At 44.3% G+C, this 15,854-nt stretch carries 15 protein-coding genes, 2 pseudogenes and 1 riboswitch; of the genes and pseudogenes, 4 read left to right on the top strand and 13 right to left on the bottom strand.

All coding sequences use genetic code 11. The features are described from left to right. Positions 1-10: 10 nt before the first annotated feature. From ABHN01_RS23285 to ABHN01_RS23325, 9 genes are all read right to left on the bottom strand, one after another. Entirely contained in the window at positions 11-568 is a 558-nt protein-coding gene (locus tag ABHN01_RS23285) for a hypothetical protein (protein ID WP_429877515.1), read from the bottom strand. Beyond that, positions 565-1,233 carry a hypothetical protein gene (locus tag ABHN01_RS23290; RefSeq protein ID WP_429877516.1) on the bottom strand — a complete coding sequence of 223 codons (669 nt, stop codon included), beginning with the start codon at positions 1,231-1,233 and terminating at the stop codon, positions 565-567. Before ABHN01_RS23290 ends, ABHN01_RS23285 begins: the two co-directional genes overlap by 4 nt. Beyond that, entirely contained in the window at positions 1,230-2,267 is a 1,038-nt protein-coding gene (locus ABHN01_RS23295; RefSeq protein ID WP_429877517.1) for an ArsR/SmtB family transcription factor, read from the bottom strand. The genes ABHN01_RS23290 and ABHN01_RS23295 overlap by 4 nt, the downstream gene beginning before the upstream one ends. Positions 2,268-2,398: 131 nt before the next feature. Next, positions 2,399-4,147: an alkaline phosphatase D family protein gene (locus tag ABHN01_RS23300; protein WP_429877518.1), complete on the bottom strand. Its 1,749-nt coding sequence runs from the start codon at positions 4,145-4,147 to the stop codon at positions 2,399-2,401. Positions 4,148-4,483: 336 nt separating this feature from the next. Continuing rightward, the gene (gene tatC, locus ABHN01_RS23305) at positions 4,484-5,215 is read right to left on the bottom strand and encodes a twin-arginine translocase subunit TatC (RefSeq protein ID WP_429877527.1); all 732 of its coding nucleotides are present in this window, start codon (positions 5,213-5,215) and stop codon (positions 4,484-4,486) included. Positions 5,216-5,288: 73 nt separating this feature from the next. After that, positions 5,289-5,471 (bottom strand): twin-arginine translocase TatA/TatE family subunit, encoded by a 183-nt coding sequence (locus ABHN01_RS23310; protein WP_290400140.1) that lies wholly within the window; start codon positions 5,469-5,471, stop codon positions 5,289-5,291. A 176-nt stretch (positions 5,472-5,647) separates the two neighbouring features. Beyond that, positions 5,648-6,283, bottom strand: coding sequence for a DUF1345 domain-containing protein (locus ABHN01_RS23315; protein ID WP_429877519.1), 636 nt, complete (start codon positions 6,281-6,283; stop codon positions 5,648-5,650). Between the two features lie 133 nt (positions 6,284-6,416). Beyond that, the gene (locus ABHN01_RS23320; RefSeq protein ID WP_429877520.1) at positions 6,417-6,881 is read right to left on the bottom strand and encodes a DinB family protein; all 465 of its coding nucleotides are present in this window, start codon (positions 6,879-6,881) and stop codon (positions 6,417-6,419) included. A gap of 63 nt (positions 6,882-6,944) precedes the next feature. Further along, positions 6,945-7,133, bottom strand: a complete 189-nt coding sequence (locus ABHN01_RS23325; RefSeq protein WP_429877521.1) for a hypothetical protein — start codon at positions 7,131-7,133, stop codon at positions 6,945-6,947. A gap of 183 nt (positions 7,134-7,316) precedes the next feature. After that, positions 7,317-7,431: riboswitch (SAM riboswitch) on the top strand. A 121-nt stretch (positions 7,432-7,552) separates the two neighbouring features. Here ABHN01_RS23325 and ABHN01_RS23330 point away from each other — a divergent pair. Beyond that, positions 7,553-8,386, top strand: a complete 834-nt coding sequence (locus ABHN01_RS23330) for a MetQ/NlpA family ABC transporter substrate-binding protein (protein WP_290400144.1) — start codon at positions 7,553-7,555, stop codon at positions 8,384-8,386. Between the two features lie 174 nt (positions 8,387-8,560). On the opposite strand, the gene ABHN01_RS23335 is transcribed toward ABHN01_RS23330, so the two are convergent. Further along, positions 8,561-8,995, bottom strand: a complete 435-nt coding sequence (locus tag ABHN01_RS23335) for an NUDIX hydrolase (RefSeq protein WP_429877522.1) — start codon at positions 8,993-8,995, stop codon at positions 8,561-8,563. Between the two features lie 143 nt (positions 8,996-9,138). Then, positions 9,139-9,651 (bottom strand): PIG-L family deacetylase, encoded by a 513-nt coding sequence (locus ABHN01_RS23340; RefSeq protein ID WP_429877523.1) that lies wholly within the window; start codon positions 9,649-9,651, stop codon positions 9,139-9,141. 150 nt (positions 9,652-9,801) lie between these two features. Here ABHN01_RS23340 and ABHN01_RS23345 point away from each other — a divergent pair, with 150 nt between their 5' ends. Next, positions 9,802-10,542, top strand: coding sequence for a YqjF family protein (locus ABHN01_RS23345; RefSeq protein ID WP_429877524.1), 741 nt, complete (start codon positions 9,802-9,804; stop codon positions 10,540-10,542). A 52-nt stretch (positions 10,543-10,594) separates the two neighbouring features. Here the strand turns inward: ABHN01_RS23345 and ABHN01_RS23350 are convergent. Both ABHN01_RS23350 and ABHN01_RS23355 read right to left on the bottom strand, forming a co-directional pair. Beyond that, positions 10,595-11,418 (bottom strand): annotated as a pseudogene (locus tag ABHN01_RS23350) (manganese catalase family protein). Between the two features lie 145 nt (positions 11,419-11,563). Next, positions 11,564-13,252, bottom strand: a pseudogene (locus tag ABHN01_RS23355) (ribonuclease J). A 781-nt stretch (positions 13,253-14,033) separates the two neighbouring features. On the opposite strand from ABHN01_RS23355, the gene ABHN01_RS23360 reads away from it, so the two are divergent. Both ABHN01_RS23360 and ABHN01_RS23365 read left to right on the top strand, forming a co-directional pair. Further along, complete coding sequence (locus tag ABHN01_RS23360) at positions 14,034-15,185, top strand: cation:proton antiporter (protein WP_429877525.1); 1,152 nt, start codon at positions 14,034-14,036, stop codon at positions 15,183-15,185. Positions 15,186-15,434: 249 nt separating this feature from the next. Next, on the top strand, positions 15,435-15,845 hold the full coding sequence (locus ABHN01_RS23365; RefSeq protein WP_429877526.1) for an STAS domain-containing protein: 411 nt from the start codon (positions 15,435-15,437) through the stop codon (positions 15,843-15,845). Positions 15,846-15,854 lie beyond the last annotated feature (9 nt).

Below are 15,854 nucleotides of genomic sequence, written 5' to 3' on the forward strand. Positions count from 1 at the left end.
CTTTTAGGGGTCACTTCACATTAGCCTGTTTTTTTTTATGTAAGGAATGAATTCTCCCGTTTTCCCTAATCAGAAAAAATAAACCGGGCAGAACAATGACCGCTCCGATGATCATAAAGGTCTGGCGTGCGGAAAGCTGAAGGAACGCTGACGAAGCAAACAAGATACCCAAGGGCATCGTCGCTCTCATGAACAGCAATCGTACAGCACTTAACTGGGCCAATCGCTCACGGGGAGCCTCTGTCTGGAATCTGGCCGCACTTTGGGCATTGAACAGCGGGAATACAAGGCCTCCAAACAACTCGCACATCCACGCCACAGGGATGGAGGTCACCACAAAGAGAAGCAAGAAGGATAGCCCTCCCCCAACAAGCCCGGCATACATTGTCCATGGTGATTTTGGTATTCGCTTTAATAGCAAGGTTCCTATGGCATATCCGACTGGAAAAGCTCCTGAAAAAACACCATACTCCCACCGCTCACCGTTAAGATCACCCCGTATGAATGGAACACTTAATACCATGGCAGCTCCAACCGCAAACTGTACACTAGATGAAAGAAGACTCAATTTAAGGAGGTCCGGATACTGAAAGAAGGTCCGTACCCCACCTTCAGCTCTGACAACCAGAACTTTTTGCTCCACACAGCGGTTTTCCTCGACCCAACTGCCGGAATGCGGGAAAGAGCAATAAAGCTGACAAAAAACATGAAGGACGACATCGCGTAAATCACCGGGATAGGACTGAACGCGAGCAATAATGACGTGAAGCCAGGCGCAAGAAAACTCATAAGCCGGACTGTCCCATCGAGCAGTCCATTTGCTTGCGCCAACTTCTCTTCCCTGCAGATGTCAGGCAAAAGAGAAAACGACAGACTGGCGTAAATCGGCTGCATCAAACCTAAACAGCATTGCAGGACCACCAGTTCAACAATGGTCATCATAGGCGAATCGAGCAGCGATCCGGCCAGCGGCAGCAAGTACGCACCCATGCGGATGAGCTGAACGCTCCGGAGCACTTTCTCTTTCATCACATGATTAAAAAAAGGGGCACTGATTCCCTGAAGCGCCAGAGAAGGAAGAAAGTAAACGAGCCACAAGGCTCCCATCCATTCCTTAGAGCCTGTCAGTTCATAAAGAAGCAAGCCGTTGACGATCCCCCCTGCTGCTCCTCCGAATTCAGACACAAGCTCACCGGCCCAGAGCGCTTTGAACGGCCTTGAGCAGCTTTTCATTCTTCTTTTCCTAAATACTGGGTTAATTTTTTCGAAAACGACTGGATTTGTTTCACATTTGCCGAATAGATTCCCTTTTCAGCACTAACGAACTTTGCCGCTTTTAAAAGGGAAAGCTGATGATGAAGCGTCGTTTTTGACATGTGAAACTGCCCGCTCAATTCCTGCAGAGATAATGGACCTTTCTGCAGCTGAAAAAGGAGTTTCAATCGAAGCTCGTCTCCAAGCGCTTTATGCCCCCGGATCAGATCGCTGGAAGGTACCCCTGGCTCAGCAAAATATTCTTCATTTACCGGGTAAAAGAACAGCATGGTGTCAGGCGTCCGCAATTGCAGAACCCATGGACGGTAAGAGACATGGGGGACAAGCTTAATATTCCAGACGGATGGTTCGGGAACATACTTCACTCCGCCTGTTATCCGTTCGATCTCCTCCAAAGGAGCATCCGGCTTCACGGTTTGTCTCGTTTCATGAGCCAGTGCCTGCATCCATTTCTCCCAAAAAGGCTGAGTACTGATAAAGCCATGCCACTCTTCCATCACCGTTATCATCAGCAAACTTAGCTCACCGCATGATTTTTCTCCAAGCAATCGAACATAGTCTTCCAAGTAATCGTGTCCTTTAAAGTACGCCGCATATTCTGTAAATCGGTTCTTCTGGTGAACATGAAGCGGGATCTCTTTTCGAGAGGCTTCGGCATCCCTGTTTTTATAAGGTAAAAGCGTTACATAAAAGGCTTCCTCTGTCATAGCCTGCAGTTGATTCGAGAATTCCTGAATGGTTCCTGCATTCCATCGGTTTTGAAGAAGAAGCATGGCGTACCACAGGTTCGTTTCCTGAATAGCTTCAAGATGCTCCAGAAGCGAACGGTTCATTTCCCCTTTCCATTGCTTCCACTCCTCGTCCAAATCAAAGGAATGCCTTAATTGAGCGTAAGTGTAACCGGCAATACCTAGTATGACTTCCCATACAGATGAAGACTCAATGACGACATGGGCGTTGTCAGCGGGCTGTGCAGATAAAAGGTGTTTCATGGCGTTCCATCCCCTTTCTATTGATTCACTATTTATATTCTAAATATAAGGAATGATATTTTCAATATATTTAGAATATTAATTCAAAAGAAACACAAAAGCGCCTTTACACTTTTGTGTTTATCAGTCCATTATTGTTTTACTTTTTCCTTGATTTGTCCCATCTGTTTATTATGTGCATGGGTATGAGCCGTAAAACGGTCTTCCTCTACCTGTTCAGAAATCTTAAGCCCTTGTGGGACAGCGGAAGCTGAAACCCTTTGCAGCCCCATCTGATCTTTTTGGTAGACATAGGAAGCTCTTGTAGATACAGCGGCACCCGGCTCTGTGACAAAAGGGACAACCCGATAGTCCGCCTGCCATTGTACAGGTGTCACCTTACAGCGAACATATCCTCGGTAGTCGTTAAAGAATTTGATATGCGGATTTTGTTCCAAAATATGATCTGTATCCTTTCGCTTATCAGCTCCATTTCCACCAGAAGTGATGGAAGTTCCAACAAATTCAGCACCGAAGATCGGCGACTTCGGATTATTAAAATCCGTATGCAGGTTGGACGCCCAGCTCGCGTGAACATCACCGGTTAATACAATCAAGTTGTTCATATTTTTTCCTTTTACAAAATCCATGACCCGCTGGCGCTGAGCCGGATAGCCATCCCAGGAATCCATGCTGTAGACAGGAGCACTGCTTGTCCCAAAGTTCCATTGTGCAAAGAAGATCTGCTGTGCAAGTACATTCCAATGAGCCTTGGAAGTGCTCAGATTGTTAAAGAGCCAGCTTTCCTGCTCCTGACCCATCAGTGTGCGGCGAGGATCCAATGATTCAGGCGACTGTGGTTTGTTTCCGTCTCCGTTGGCTTGATCCGATCGGTACTGGCGTGTGTCGAGTACATTGAAGGAAGCAAGGTTTCCGTATGTGAAATTTCGGTATAAACGCATGTCCGGACCGTTCGGAAGCGATGTTTTACGGAGAGGCATATGTTCATAATAGGCTTGGTATGCGGCTGCACGGCGGATGATAAAGGCTTCCACAGATTGTCCTTTTTCAGGAATTTTGTCCGCATAGTTATTTTCAACCTCATGATCATCCCAAGTGACGACCCATGGGAAAGCAGCGTGAGCAGCCTTCAGGTTCGCATCAGACCGATACTGCGCATGGCGGTTACGGTAATCATCCAGAGACATGATCTCTGCACTGCTGTGTGTGCGGACATTTCCCGTTGCCGACACATACTCGTTCGGTCCATACTCATAAATATAATCACCAAGATGGAACACAAGGTCCAGATCCTCCTCCGCCATATGCTTATAGGCGGTGTAGAATCCGTGTTCATACTGCTGGCAGGACGCAAAGGCAAACTTTAATTCTTTCACGGCGGAGCCAGCAGCCGGCAAGGTCTTCGTTCTGCCGATCGGACTAAATTCATAGCCGGACTTAAAACGATAATAATAGACTTGATTAGGTTTCAATCCGCTTACTTCAACATGTACAGAGTGTGCGAGGTCAGGCCTTGCCAGCTCAGTTCCGTGCTGAACGATATGGCGGAAACGCTCATCTCTGGCAATCTCCCATTTTACTGGGACAGCTTCCCCCGGCATCCCGCCCCCATTCAGAGGTTCCGGAGCAAGTCGCGTCCACAGCACAACACCATCAGGCAGCGGATCACCTGAGGCCACTCCCAGGGTAAAAGGATAGCTTTGAAACTTTGGAGCCGCATTAACTTCAAACCCTCCGATGGACTGTGCGAGCACCATACCTAGAGATAACCCCGCGATTTTGCCGGTCCCTTTAAGAAAGCTTCGACGATCAAACTTCTTGTCCTGATTCTCATCGGTCAATTTCTTAATCCAATCTTCCATATGCCTCTCATCTGCCATACGAATTCCCCTCTCATTGTAAAAAGTAGCTTACGAGGCCATTTTAAAACCTGTTTGTGAATCTACCGTTAAGGTATGTAAATGCCAATTTTTCAAAAAGGCCTTTTTTCACAGGACTTTTATCATCCCCAAAATCTATTTTCAACAGCAACCGGTGATTGAAAGGATAAACTTAACAAACACGGGACTTTCGCCCGGGTAAAATTTAATAACCTCTTTAAAATAAAAAAAACAGAGTGCGAGCAGCACTCTATTTTTAGATTGGCGCGTATTTTGGAAAGACTGGATTGTAAAATGAAGAGATCCGCGCGTATTTCAACCCAATCGGCGCGTATCTCACGAAGGTTTTCTAAGTTCCACTACGTTATCTTCCTGTTTCGCAAGCTTTTTACGGTAAACGATCTTGGATAACGTGATGCTGAACTCATACAGAACCAAAAGCGGAATCGTGACCAGAAAATCGGACATGAAATCTGGCGGCGTAATCAGAATGGCGATCAGTACTAAAACAAAATAAGCGATCCTCCGTGCTTTTGACAGAACTTGTGGATTTGCGAGTCCGACTGAAGTCAGGAACATAACAACGAGAGGAATCTCGAACAAAAAGCCAAACGGCAAAGTAAGATTTATCATAAACCGGAAATATTTCTCTGATGTGAAGAAGGTCTGAAACTGCCCATGTGACAAAGAAAGCAGAAAATCCAGCACCATCGGATAAACAACGAAGTAACCGAAAGCAAGGCCGGCGATAAACAACAGGAATAAAGCCGGTATGTAGGACAATGTGGTCTTCGCTTCATGTTTAGAGAGAGCCGGCTTCACAAACATCCAGATTTGGTGCGCGGCCACCGGAATCGTCAATGCAATGGAGATGACACCGGATATCATAAAATACACCCACAGAATATCACTTGGGCCCAGAACCGCGAGTTTCTCATCCAGATCCCTGATCAGCCAGTGATAGATGTCCTGGACATAAATAAAAGAAACGATGAAAAATAAAGCAAATGTTCCCAAGGTAATAATCATCCGTTTTCGAAGCTCACTCAGATGATCCACTAGCAGCATATCTACATCCTTCAAAGTTTTCACCTCACCGAAATAAGAGAAAGGAGATGACGACGGCCATCCCCTTCTTCTATTATTTTTGTTCTGCTCTTTCTTCCTTTTCGTCCGGACTCATCAAATCTTTGGCAGAGTTCTTAAATTCCCTGAGTGTGCTGCCAAACGCCCGTCCGATCTCAGGAAGCTTGGAGGGCCCGAAGATGATTAACGCAATCACTAACATGATAACCAAGCCAGGTATACCGATATTTTGAAACATTGCATTTCCTCCTTAAGGTTCGATGCCCTTACGATCGTTCATCTCCTACCATAAAGAAGTTTTGTTGAGGAACTGTGAAGAAAAATTTAACATTTAATAAATTTAATAGGCTAGTCAATAAAAGTTGGTTTTCGTGGAGTGTGATGGAACCGGCTAGTGGAGGCAACCGCCGTCCCTTATACCATATTAATCGCCCGTGCCGCCACTACGACAAGCGTAACCAGTGATATCATCGATTGTGTCATCATCAGAAGTTTCGCCCGCCGGGAATATACAGCTGTATCCGCCGGGCTGAAGGCGATACTTGTATTGAACGCTACAAATAAATAATCAAGAAAATTCGGCTTCCATCCTTCCCACTCAGGAAAAGACGAAGTCATCTGGGGAAAAACAATTTCCGGTTTTCCTGGATTTTCGGAATTTCTTCGTATGGGACCACCTTGATCAATCTCCCAGTACCATATGGAAAAAATGAGCACATTCGCCGACCATAGAAGAGCGGCGCATTGAAACAGTTCAGCTGCGCTCGGTTTACCAAAAAATAAAGAACTTACCAAATCCACCATACTGCTCATCAGAGCGAACGTTAAAAATAGAACCCGAAGGATGGCAAACTTCCTTGACCATAAATCATGTTCGGAGCTAACCGCGAAAAGTAAAGGAATATAAAGAATAAAGGCTATACAATAGACCGGCCAGTTCGGGCCGATTGTCACCGTATTGGATAGAAGTTTAAACAGGATTCCGATGATGACGATCGCAACATCAGACGGCCAGCGGTAGTCTTTGTGCTTACTCATTTTCCATTTCATAAAGACCGCCAACTTAAAAAAAGGTAGTCAATATACAAAGACCTGCTTGTCCTCATATACCGCCACCTTATACTATGTCATCGAAAATAGAACGGTGATTCCGGCAACCTGTCATTCATTTGGGTATCCGGCTTTATTCAAAAAGCGGTATTTTCGGATCTCTGCCATTGATAACCAGTACCGTCTGAAGCTGGCCACGATGGTGGTAGATATGACCAAGGATTTCCAGCAGCCATTCGTATCTTGAATAGGAAACACCCCACCAGGAGGTCGTGACGGCTGACCATTCTTCAGTCGAAAAACGCGCCGTATTATCTTTTAAAAAGGCAAAATGAGCAAGCAGCGTCTCCTTTATCTCCTTTTTGGTCTGCGGCTGGTGCCTTTCATAGAACTCCTCCATCTCCTGCTGGGTGGCCTCATTCATGATCAGGAAATCCGCTTGGCAGATCACTGCCAGATGGGCCAGCAGTTCCCGTACCGTCCTTTTCTTCTCTCCCAGTGAAAGTTCCAGGTCACTTTCATTTAAAAACTCCAAGATTTGAACAATCGACTGGTTGGTGATCTCAAGCTGATGCATAATTGGCTTTACGAATTCCATGAAATCTCCTTTCTGTCTTCACATAAACAAAAAAACCCTCGATTAAGGGTTTCATAGTGAAAATTAAACGCCTGTGCGTCGATGCTGGTTGTTCGCCTTTTTCGTCTGCTGGCTTTTCATTGGTTTCGTTGATTTAACTGGGTTGGTGGAAAGCTTCCCACTGGCTTGATGCTGCTTTTTTTCAGCCAGCTTTTGCTTGATTGCTTCCTGATAGCTCAGCTTTTTAGGCTGCCCGTTCGTTTCAGATGACATATATCCTACCTCCTTATGCCGTGTAGATCATATTGTCATGATATCGTCTTCTGCACGTTTTGTCTGCAATTTTTTTACACATGAACAGTCCGTTTTCGGTGCATCGACAAGTTTTCTAGGAAAAAAGTCATTGACAATGATTTGAAACCCTGCCATAATACGAAGTAATTTGATATGAGTACACTCTTATTAAGAGCAGGTGGAGGGAATTAGCCCTATGAAGCCCGGCAACCATTCATGCTGAATAGCCAGCATGAAAACGGTGCTAAATCTAACAGCGAAAGCTGAGAGATGAGAGGTCAGCGGATTTATACTGAAGCCCTCTGTCTCTCTTTGAAGACAGGGGGCTTTTAGTTCGACTCCACGCTCTCCAAGGCAGTGTAGGTTTATCAAAAAAATACATGGGGGTTGGGGAACCAATGAGATTAAAAAAATGGGGATTATTATTACTGGGAGCACTGATTGCAGCAGCATTAACGGCATGCGGATCATCAAGCACGAGCGGCGATGGGAAAAATCCGGAAAAATTGACCGTCGGCGCCTCAAATGTACCACACGCCGTCATATTAAAAGAGGCCGTTCCGTTGCTGAAGAAAAAAGGAATTGATCTGAAGATCGTTAAGTTCCAGGATTATGTTCTGCCAAACAAAGCACTCTTCAATAAAGAGATCGATGCAAACTACTTCCAGCACATTCCTTACCTGGAACAGCAATTAAAAGAAAACCCTAAGTATAAATTTGAAAACGCCGGAGCGATCCACATCGAACCAATGGGCGTTTACTCTAAAAAATACAAATCGCTAAAAGAATTGCCAGACGGTGCAAAAGTCATCCTTAGCAATTCCGTTGCTGAGCATGGCCGTATCCTTTCAATCTTTGAAAAAGCTGGCTTGATCAAGTTGAAGGCTGGGGTCGGCTACAAAGCACAGTTGAAAGACATCGTTGAAAATCCGAAGCATCTGAAATTCAAAGCAGACATCGAGCCAGCTCTTTTAACAAAAGCCTACCAATATAACGAAGGTGACGCGATCGTCATCAACACGAACTATGCGATTGATGCAGGACTCAATCCGAAGAAGGATTCCATCGAGCTCGAAGGAACAGATTCTCCGTTTGCCAACATTATCACTGTTCGTAAAGGCGACAAAGACAAAAAAGCAGTCAAGACCCTCGTTGAAGTGCTTCATTCCAAACAGATCCAATCATTTATTGAAAAAGAATACAAAGGCGCTGTACTTCCGGTGTCCGAATAAGAAAAAATGCCTGGAGAATAATCTCCAGGCATTTTTCGTTTTGACGTGTTTGGCACGTAAAACGGGAAAAGTGGACTGTAAATGTTGAAAAGCCGCATGTAACTCCCGAAAAGTGGACCGTAAACCATAAAAACCGGCTTGTAAATCAACTGGCCCTTCAAGGAAAACGCATTTTTAGCCGGACACCGTTCCACGATGATCATATGCGATTGTAACGTTGGCTTTGATCCTTTCTTTAACCCCATCCGGCAGATACAAATACGGCTCTGCTGCCTCATGATTCATCCATGCTACTTCCTCGATCTCATCGGGACTCAGGATCCCCATTTCACCGCCAATGATTTTTCCGAGGAACGTAAAGAAAATCACATGATGGCCTCTTTCTTCAAAGAAGGCTTCAGATACTCCAAATAAATGTTGCAGCTCAACCTCCAGACCCGTTTCTTCTCTTACTTCACGGATCGCACCTTGTTCGAGTGTCTCCCCCTCTTCCACAGCTCCCCCTGGGAGTGTGTAGTAGGATTCTTTTTCTCCGTAGTTTTTAACCATTAGAATATTTTCTGACTCTTCATCCCATAACAGCACATAGACGACATCAACTCTCTTCATTTCATGCTCCCCTCTAAGCGTTTTCTTCTTATTTCTTCTCCACGATCAGAAAACCTCTTTTTGTCATCAAATGACCATTGATGTTCAGGGGGAAAATAAAAAGAACTTCCCTGTACGGAAAGTTCTTTTATAACACCCGCCTCTTAATTCACCTTAACCGTGCGCGCGATCGCAATGAGGCTCAACAGCTGTTCTACGGCCGGTTTTTGGCTTTTGTACACGTCAAGAAGCTCCAGTTTACGCTTAAGGATATCTACTTGTAATAGTTCCTTGACGTTAAAATCAAACATATAGAGATTTTCCTTTACTATTTTATGCATGATCTCCGCTACTGCCTTGTGTTCAGGATGTCCATATTCTCCATACAGGTTATGGGTTACAATTTTTTTATAATCCCGTTCATTAACCACTCTTGAAAGGTCTTCCTCCAGTTTTGGGCGGTTCACGTGCTCCGTCCAGGCATCTTTATAAGCCCACATTTCATATTCTGCTCCAACGAGTTGCATAGCCCGTTCAAACTCTTGCCGCCTTTCCTCATTATCTCCATCCGTTACACATACTACTTTCCATCCTTCTTCTTGGATCAATTCATCTCCGCCGAAGATTAGTTCATCATCCGGATGAGCAACGACCATTAGTTTATTGGTTTCTGCCATGATTTATTTCTGCCTCCTGCATGATATCAAGTAATATCTAGTTATCCGTTTCCCTTTCACGGCTGCCATTAAACTTGCTCAGTCTATGAATGCAATAGGTGCTTTGAGGGAATAAACCTAGTATATTTCACAACGCAGGGAGGCTCGCCCATGAAACCTGAATCCATATTAAGGCATACTGAACACCGGCCATTCCCTCTTCCCAGAGGACCATGGTTCATGACCCAGACATGGAATCATGTATTGTTTGCTCACTGGCCACTACCTGTTGAGGCTCTCCAAAATCACATCCCCTCTTGTCTGGATATTGACACGTATGAGGAGACGGCATGGATCGGAATACTGCCATTTTTTATCGATCAATTCCATGCCAGATTTCTGCCGCCAATACCGCGGGCAAGTTCTTTCCCAGAGTTGAATGTGAGGACCTATGTGAAATACAGAGGCATCCCTGGCATCTATTTTTTCAGTTTAGATGCCGCACAACTTCTTGCTGTGAAGGGAGCCAGAACTTTCTTTCATCTGCCTTACTTCTATGCTGAAATGGAGCTGGATCGAGTGGACAGAAAGAACATCATTTTCACAAGCAAAAGAGAAGGCGGCGGTTCCGAAATACTTTTACACTATCGGCCTGTATCGAGACCATTTGCATGCAAAAAAGATACGCTGGAGTATTGGCTGACTGAGCGATACCGGCTATACACAACACATAAAAAAAGTTTATATTTTCAAGACATCCACCATCTTCAGTGGCCCCTTCAAAGAGCAGCTGCGAGTTTCCGAAAAAATTCGGCGATTTCTTGTATCGAATTACCGTCTGTCAGCCCCATTTTGCATTACGCGGATTCCCAAAAGGTATTATTTTGGCCAATGCACCGAATTCGGAAGTGATGTTAACAAATCAAAAAGAACCGCTCCAAATACAGAGCGGTTCAAAGTATTTCTATTTTCGTTTCAATAATTCTTTATCCAGGTCATGGTGCACTTCTGAAGCAGGAACAGTTGGATTTGGTATATTTCCTTCAGGAGCGGGATCCGCATAATATTTAAAATCCCCGGTTCCGTCCGGTGCGCTGCCTGTCGCCCACAGGCCTTCAGCTGATTGTTCGCCCTCAGATAAGTTCCAGAACTTGTAGGCTTCTTCCTTTGCTTCCATTTCCGCTTCTGGCGGGAAGGTTGCTGGTACGACAATACCGTTCTTCTCTTCCAATTCTGCGATCGCTGCCATCCATTAATATTGGTGATAACGGTCTCGTGCAAGCATCTTTCTGAATGTTGCTCGGACCCCTTCGTCAGTGGTCATGTGGTACAATCGCGCAACCTGAAGGCGACCCTGGCTTTCAGCATGCAGGTTAGAACGCATGTCGGCAACGATATACCCTGCATTCCATGGCACTCCATTGGAGTTGGTTGGCAACCCGCCAAGTCCGCTGACGAGCAGATGCTGTGGATTTATTCCGCCCATGATCCCGCCATATGAGGATCTTTCGCTGCTTCCGCCTGGTCTGCAGGAGATGCCCCATCCATTAATTGGCTGATCAAAGCACATAACATCTCGACATGGCCAATCTCCTCCGTAACGATATCCATCAGCATGTCCTTATATTTTTCTTCTCCCCTACAGTTAAAACCTTGAAAGAGATACTGCATCATGACGGTCATCTCACCAAACTGTCCGCCTATAACCTCCTGTACCTGGCGTGCCAGCATGGGATCAGGACGGTCGACCTTTACTTCGAACTGAAGTTCTTTTTGGTGTCTAAACATTTTGCTCCTCCTTTATAGGTTTCTTACTCTCTTCTTCTACTCCATTATGGACTGGAACAAAACACCATTTTTCTCTTAAAAAAAGAAAATGATCCGCAACATATTGGATCATTTTCAGAAAGCACCCCTAAGCTGCCCGTGAAGTTTAAACCTCAATAATAATAGGCAGGATCATCGGCCTCTTCTTTGTCTCTTTAAACAAATAGTGACCCAATTTTTCTTTAACCTCTTTCTTCAGAACGTTCCATTGATGATGGTTTTGTATTAATAGGGAATTAACGGTTTTTGCGGCGATCTGATTAATCTCCTTCAGCAGTTCTTCCGACTCCCTCACGTATATAAAGCCCCTGGTGATGGTATCCGGTCCCGTAACGATTCTGCCCTCTGTTTTGCTGATTCCTATAACAATGATCAGCATTCCGTCGGCGGACAATTTCTGCCTGTCTCTTAATATGATATTCCCTGTACTTCCTATGCCCAAGCCATCAATGTAGATGTTACCTGCAGGAATCGTCCGGGTCTGGGACGCCTGTCCATCTTTTAAATCGAGAACATCACCGTTTTTTAAAATGAACATGTTTTGTGGATCAATGCCAATGGATTCTGCTAACTGACAATGATGATGCAGCATCCTGTACTCTCCATGTATAGGAACAAAATATTTTGGCTTCATTAAGGTAAGCATAAGCCGCAGCTCTTCTTGATAGGCATGTCCGGACACATGCATCCCTGTAGAACTGCCTGACCCATAGATGACTTTTGCTCCCAAAAGGAACAAGTTATCAATAATGCGGGAGACCCCTCTTTCATTACCCGGTATGGGCGAAGATGAAAAGATGACCGTATCACCCGGCAGCACTTCAACATCGCGGTAACTGGAATTTGCAATTCTTGATAAAGCAGCCATTGGTTCTCCCTGGCTTCCCGTACAAAGAATGGCTACCTGTTCGGGTTAATAGAAGTTCATACTCTTTGGTTCGATCAACATGTTTTCTGGAACCTCGAGGTAGCCTTGATCGATGGCAACAGACACTACATTCACCATACTTCGTCCCAGAAGAGCAACTTTTCGGTTCGTAAAATGAGCCGCATTGATCACCTGCTGCACACGATTCACATTTGATGCAAATGTAGAGACAAAGACCTTCCCGCGAGCTTGAATGAAAGCTTCCATCAAATGCTCACCAACGATACGTTCGGAAGGGGTAAAACCTGGTTTTTCAGCATTTGTACTCTCAGATAAAAGCGCCAGCACTCCCCTGCTTCCGATTTGGGCCATTTTATGAAGGTCAGGAGGCTGATTATTGATCGGTATTAGATCGAATTTAAAATCTCCTGTATGAACAACACAACCCTCAGGAGTATCGAATACCATGCCTACACAATCAGGGATACTATGGTTGGTTTTAAAAAATGAAACATGAATATATTCGAAATCCAGCTTCGTCTCTGAATCAATTTCCACAAGGGATGCTTCCGCTAAAAGATTGTGCTCCTTTAACTTGATTTCGATCAACCCGAGGGTCAAACGCGATCCATAAACGGGGAGATTTAGTTGTTTTAAAAGATAGGGTATGCCGCCGATATGATCCTCGTGTCCATGGGTCACCAGTAAACCCCGGATTTTATCCTTGTTATCTTGAAGATATGTAATATCAGGAATGATTCCATCTACACCTAATAAGCTCTCATCGGGAAACTTAATTCCACAATCAATGATGAGGATTTCGTCTGAGTACTGGATCGCGTACATGTTCTTGCCAATTTCATTTAATCCGCCTAATGCAAAGATAGAAAGCTGCTCACTTTTCACTGATTTCCCACCCTCCTTCAATTGAGCATCTGGCTCCAACTAAAGCATTCTCAATCTGCCTTTTTTTTATGCTAGGTCAGTTCATGAGTATATGTGAAATAGAAAAAGCCCGCAGCGCCGTCTTACCGACCATCCGCAGGCTCCAGGGAAAAGTAAAAATACATCGGGCAAGCCCCTCCCGAAACATGTTAACATCCTGCAGAAGAAGATGTCTTATATAACTTGCTCTAGATACAATCGTTTATTCGGGTTGGAGAGCTTTGTCATTGATATCCAGGGACTAACGAGTGCAGTTTTTTCCATCTCCATTTATCTGTCTACATCTTCCGTAAACAAGCATCCATTGAGGTTTCATCCCCAAGGCTCCATGATGAATACATTTCATACTTGCCTTTACTACCAATGACCGTTTTTTCTCAAGATCCCATCGGGCTTTATTTCGCTGCATCAAACGTTATATGGCTCTGAAATATCCTCCCGTCTGCATGGGTTTTGCCTGCTCGGAATTTTTCTTCGAAATCCCACTTTTGAGCATGAATATGATCGATTGCCGTTTGGCAATAATAAATGTGAAGATCCACAGGATTTGGCTGTTCCTCTCTAGTCAGATTCTTCTTACATTATTTCGTTGCATCCAAATAAAAAAATCAACTCTTTTTGGAAAAACTCTGCCGATATGTTATACTATAGGTAACAGAATAAACGGGAAGACTTGGAGGAGCCTGTCACCAAAGGGATTACTATGCCCTTGGTAACAGGCTCCTTTTGTGTTTATTACTCCTATTGGAAGGTGGTCATTTATATGATATTACTGCAAATCGCCATCATTTTAATCGCTTCCAAGCTGGCGGGGAGCCTTAGCGTAAGGTTCGGACAGCCATCTGTTCTTGGCAAACTGATTATCGGGATCATTCTGGGACCAGCGGTATTGGAATGGATCAATGAAACGGAGACATTAACAGAATTTAGTCAAATCGGTGTCATTTTACTGATGTTTATTGCCGGGTTGGAATCCGACGTGGATGAGTTTAAACGAACAGGTAAAGCCTCAACATTTGTGGGCTTTGGGGGAATCATCGTTCCTCTCGCACTAGGATATGCGGCAGGGATGGCAATGCATTTATCTGTTATGGAATCTCTATTCTTAGGATTGGTCCTCTCTGCAACAAGCGTAAGTATTTCTGTACAGGCACTCAAGGAAATGAATAAGTTAAAAACTCCGGAAGGAATCACCATCCTGGGAGCAGCAGTCATTGATGATGTGGTCATCATCATCGCTTTGGCCTTTTTGATGAGTTTTTCCGGCGGTGACGTGAATCTTTCGATGGTTATCCTGAAGAAAGTTTTATTCTTTGTGATTGTCGTTCTTGCAGGATGGAAGATCGTTCCTTTATTCTTAAAGAAATTTTCTTCTCTAAAAGTGACAGAAACAGTGATATCTTCAGCTCTTATCATTTGCTTTGTTTTTGCATATTTCGCTGAATATACGGGTGTTGCTGCCATCATTGGTGCTTATATTGCCGGTGTGGCCATAAGTGTGACAAACTTTAAGCACGAAGTGGTTGAAAAGGTCGAAACCATTGGATATTCTATTTTTGTTCCTATTTTCTTTACTTCCATTGGTATAACAGCAGAGTTTTCAGGGATTATGGAAAATATGGGTCTTATCGTTACCCTTAGTTTAATCGCGATCCTCACAAAATTAATCGGAGCTTCTATCGGAGCAAAAGCGGCTGGATTCGGCTGGAACAGCTCATTGGGGATTGGTGCAGCCATGATCTCCCGCGGTGAGGTAGCGTTAATCATTTCCGCTATCGGATTAGAAACGAAGCTATTGAGCCAGGATATGTTTACTGTGATTGTTGTCGTTGTTCTTGTGACCACTATTGTAACACCGCCTATGATGAAAGTCTTTTTCAAATCCACTGCTCAAAAGGAAAACAATATCGCGTAGAAATAAAAAGTGGACGGCCGCTGCTGTCCACTTTTTTTATCTGCTTTGATTCAATTTAAGCTTCGCCCTCTCTGCCTGGAAGAAAAGGCGGTAAACTGAGGGCCAACGATCGCGAATAAAATCAGACCCCCTATATCGGTAAAATCAATGTGCTTAAAATCATTCAAAAAGGTTCAAGTTACAGACTCTATCGTTATGGTCGTGACTGTTATTACTGTAGTAATCACTCATAATCTATCAATAGGGGTTATGTTCGGGATCATACTGAGTGCAATCTTCTTTGCCTCTAAGATTTCGAAAGTAAAGGTAGCCAAAGTGATCGGTACCGTGCCAAATAAGACAATCTACCAATTTTCTGGACAGCTTTTTTTTGCTTCTGTTACCGATTTTGTGAATAGTTTTGATTTCAGAGAAAATGAAGCGGAAGTTGATATTGATTTTTCAAACGCCCACTTATGGGACGATTCAGTTGTTGGAGTCGTAGACCGGGTGGTCATGAAATTTCATCAGTCTGGTATTACCGTAAACCTGAAAGGGCTGATTCAGAGAGCAGCAACCTTCTTGACAAGCTGGCGATTCATAGCCGTCCTGAAAGCCTTGAAAGAGTCTCTAATCTTTAATGCAAAAAACACGTTGTTCACACAACGTGTCAGCTTGTAGACAAAGTCT

Origin of the sequence: Fictibacillus sp. NRS-1165 (assembly GCF_050468105.1) — a bacterium.
Lineage (GTDB): Bacteria > Bacillota > Bacilli > Bacillales > Fictibacillaceae > Fictibacillus_C > Fictibacillus_C terrinigri.